The organism is Streptomyces sp. NPDC057543 (assembly GCF_042801895.1).
In the GTDB taxonomy this organism is placed as follows: domain Bacteria; phylum Actinomycetota; class Actinomycetes; order Streptomycetales; family Streptomycetaceae; genus Streptomyces.
Genome location: NZ_JBHVFF010000488.1, coordinates 1 through 3,541 on the forward strand (window position 1 = coordinate 1; position 3,541 = coordinate 3,541).

Annotated in this window: 4 protein-coding genes; all 4 read right to left on the reverse strand. The window is 69.1% G+C overall.

The window, feature by feature from the left end:
• Positions 1-48 precede the first annotated feature (48 nt).
• The 4 genes from ACFU8Q_RS40245 to ACFU8Q_RS40260 all read right to left on the reverse strand — a co-directional run bounded on the left by ACFU8Q_RS40245 (position 49) and on the right by ACFU8Q_RS40260 (position 3,048).
• Positions 49-801 (reverse strand): YebC/PmpR family DNA-binding transcriptional regulator, encoded by a 753-nt coding sequence (locus ACFU8Q_RS40245; RefSeq protein WP_266745123.1) that lies wholly within the window; start codon positions 799-801, stop codon positions 49-51.
• Between the two features lie 61 nt (positions 802-862).
• The gene (gene pdxT / locus ACFU8Q_RS40250) at positions 863-1,456 is read right to left on the reverse strand and encodes a pyridoxal 5'-phosphate synthase glutaminase subunit PdxT (RefSeq protein ID WP_384464814.1); all 594 of its coding nucleotides are present in this window, start codon (positions 1,454-1,456) and stop codon (positions 863-865) included.
• A 6-nt stretch (positions 1,457-1,462) separates the two neighbouring features.
• Positions 1,463-2,383 carry a pyridoxal 5'-phosphate synthase lyase subunit PdxS gene (gene pdxS, locus ACFU8Q_RS40255; protein ID WP_093898403.1) on the reverse strand — a complete coding sequence of 307 codons (921 nt, stop codon included), beginning with the start codon at positions 2,381-2,383 and terminating at the stop codon, positions 1,463-1,465.
• A 167-nt stretch (positions 2,384-2,550) separates the two neighbouring features.
• Entirely contained in the window at positions 2,551-3,048 is a 498-nt protein-coding gene (locus ACFU8Q_RS40260) for a hypothetical protein (RefSeq protein WP_384464817.1), read from the reverse strand.
• Positions 3,049-3,541: the final 493 nt, after the last annotated feature.

The window sequence follows — 3,541 nt, forward strand, 5'->3', positions numbered from 1 at the left end:
GGGGTGTGTCCCCGTCGGCCCGTCCATGAAGGCTGCGCCGATCCCGGCTCAGGCGTCCACCTTCTCCATGACCTCGTCGGAGACATCGAAGTTGGCGAAGACGTTCTGCACGTCGTCGCTGTCCTCCAGCGCGTCGATCAGCTTGAAGATCTTGCGCGCGCCCTCCTCGTCCAGCTCGACCTGCATGGTGGGCAGGAAGTTGGCCTCGGCGGAGTCGTAGTCGATGCCGGCCTGCTGGAGCGCCGTACGGACCGCGACCATGTCGGTGGCCTCGCTGACGACCTCGTAGGTGTCACCGAGGTCGTTGACCTCCTCGGCTCCCGCTTCGAGGACGGCGCCCAGGACATCGTCCTCGGTCAGTTCGCCCTTGGGGACGATCACGACGCCCTTGCGGTTGAAGAGGTACGAGACCGAGCCCGGGTCGGCCATCGAACCGCCGTTGCGGGTCATCGCGACGCGCACGTCGGAGGCGGCACGGTTGCGGTTGTCGGTCAGGCACTCGATGAGCACCGCGACACCGTTCGGGCCGTAACCTTCGTACATGATCGTCTGGTAGTCGACGCCGCCCGCTTCGAGACCGCCACCGCGCTTGACCGCGGAGTCGATGTTCTTGTTCGGTACGGAGCTCTTCTTGGCCTTCTGGATCGCGTCCACGAGGGTCGGATTTCCATCGGGGTCCACACCGCCGGTGCGCGCGGCGACCTCGATGTTCTTGATCAGCTTCGCGAAGAGCTTGCCGCGCTTGGCATCGATCACGGCCTTCTTGTGCTTCGTCGTAGCCCATTTAGAGTGGCCGGACATCTGCCTTCTCCTTCGCGTCACCCAAATCGATTCGAACCCGAGAGATCCTACCGGGATCGAGTCAGCCGACTGCGCGCACCATGTCCACGAACCAGGCGTGAACCCGGTGATCCCCGGTCAGTTCGGGATGGAAGGACGTCGCCAGGGCGTTCCCCTGGCGTACGGCGACGATGTGACCGCCGTGCTCCGCCACCACCTCGGCCCGTGCGCCGACCGATTCCACCCACGGGGCGCGGATGAACACGCCCTCGACCGGGCCGCCCTCGATACCGGCGACCTCCACGGCCGCTTCGAAGGACTCGTTCTGCCGCCCGAAGGCGTTACGGCGCACGATCATGTCGATCCCGCCGACCGTCTCCTGGCCCGCGCGCGGGTCGAGGATCTTGTCGGCGAGCAGGATCATTCCGGCGCAGGTGCCGTAGACCGGCATCCCGTCCCCGACGCGTTCGCGCAGTGGTTCCAGCATGCCGAACAGGGCAGCCAGTTTGGACATCGTGGTGGACTCGCCACCGGGAATGACCAGGCCGTCGACCTCGGCAAGTTCCTCGGGACGCCGGACCGGCCTGGCCAGGGCGTCCGCCGAGGCCAGGGCGATCAGGTGTTCCCGTACGTCGCCCTGGAGAGCCAGGACTCCGATCACAGGGGTGTCGCTCATCAGTGACTACCAGCCGCGGTTGGCGTAGCGCTCGGCCTCGGGCAGGGTGTCGCAGTTGATGCCGACCATGGCCTCGCCCAGGTTCCGGGAGGCGTCCGCGATGATCTTCGGGTCGTCGTAGAAGGTGGTGGCCTTCACGATGGCGGCGGCCCGCTTGGCCGGGTCGCCGGACTTGAAGATGCCGGAGCCGACGAAGACACCCTCGGCGCCGAGCTGGCGCATCAGCGCGGCGTCGGCGGGGGTGGCGACGCCGCCCGCGGAGAACAGCACGACGGGCAGCTTGCCCAGCTCGGCGACCTCCTTCACCAGCTCGTACGGGGCGCGGAGCTCCTTGGCGGCGGCGTACAGCTCGTTGTTGTCGTAACCGCGCAGCCGGGCGATCTCGTTCTTGATCTGGCGCAGGTGACGGACGGCCTCGACGACGTTGCCGGTGCCGGCCTCGCCCTTCGAACGGATCATGGCCGCGCCCTCGGCGATGCGGCGCAGGGCCTCGCCCAGGTTGGTGGCACCGCAGACGAACGGAGTCGTGAAGGCGAACTTGTCGCTGTGGTTGACCTCGTCGGCCGGGGTGAGGACCTCGGACTCGTCGATGTAGTCGACACCGAGGGACTGCAGGACCTGGGCCTCGACGAAGTGCCCGATGCGGGACTTCGCCATCACCGGGATGGAGACGGCCTCGATGATCTCCTCGATCATGTTCGGGTCCGACATCCGGGCCACGCCGCCGTCCTTACGGATGTCGGCAGGCACCCGCTCCAGGGCCATGACGGCCACGGCGCCCGCGTCCTCGGCGATCTTCGCCTGCTCGGCATTGACGACATCCATGATCACGCCGCCCTTGAGCTGCTCGGCCATGCCGCGCTTGACGCGGGCGGTGCCGGTGGCCGGGGAGTCGGCGGACTGCGGGGTGGTGGGAAGCGTGGACACGGATCGACCTCACTCGGAGAAAAGTTGCTGAATGCGCTGGTTGGTGCAGAGCAGAGCAAACTCTCCGGGACCAGTCCACGACAAGGGCCAATAGCAGGCCGGTGGATCGTTTTGGACTCGTACGGGACGGGCTGTGGCCCCGGTCACGTACGCGTGAGGCCGCCGGATCAGCTGACGGGGCGGTCCGCCAGGGCGACCGGTGGTTCGTCGTCCATCTCGAAGGCGAGCGGGAAAGGGGCGTGCCCGGCCAGCCGGAACCACCGCACCGTACGGTGCCTGCGCAGCGCACGCGCCGCGCGCACCGCGTCGTTGTGGAACCGCCGTGCCATGGGGACCCGGCGCACGGCCGCGGCGAGTTCGGACGCCGCTTCCTCGCCACCGGGGATCTCCTTCACGCTCTCCACCTGCGCCCGCTCGCCGAAGACCGCCCGCAGCGCGGTGCTCAGCTCGCTCTCCGCGACCTCGCGGTGTTCCTCCTCCGCCTGACGGGCGGCGTGCGCGGCCTCGTACAGCACGATGGACGCGGCCGGGTCGAGGACACCCGAGGTGGCCAGTTCCTGGGTGACCGAGGCGCGACGCAGGAGCTGCGCGTCGAGGGCCGCGCGGGCGGCGTCGATACGGGTGTGCAGCCGGTCCAGCCGTCCGGCGGTCCAGCTGAGGTACATGCCGATCGCGACGACCGCGACGGCGATCCAGATGAGGGTTTCGATCACGGGCGGCAAGGCTACCGTCGGGGCGCGGGCGGTGCGCCAGTCCGGCCCGGGCACGGGGGCTGGCGGGAGCCGGGCCCGGTTGCCGCCGGGGCGCCGCTCCGGACACCGGTCCTCAGGCGCCGGACGGGCCTGAAATCGCCGCGCATCACTCCGCGTGCCTCGATACGCCGGCGAGCCCGGGCGCGGCGTCCGGTGCGGTGCATCGCAAGGCGCCGGAGCGTCCTGAGGTGGGGTCTCCCCTGCTCGAACGGAGTCGAGAGCCTGGGGAAGGAGCTGTTCGGTCGTTTCGGCAACGCCGCGAGGTGCCGTGCCGGGCGTCGCGACCCCGGCCATGACCCGCCGGACAGGACCTAGTGCCGTGACCGGCAATGTTTGCCCCATGAAGAGCGTCGTCCGGTGCGTGCGATCGCAAGGCGGCCGGGAGCCCTTGGATGGGGTCTCCCCT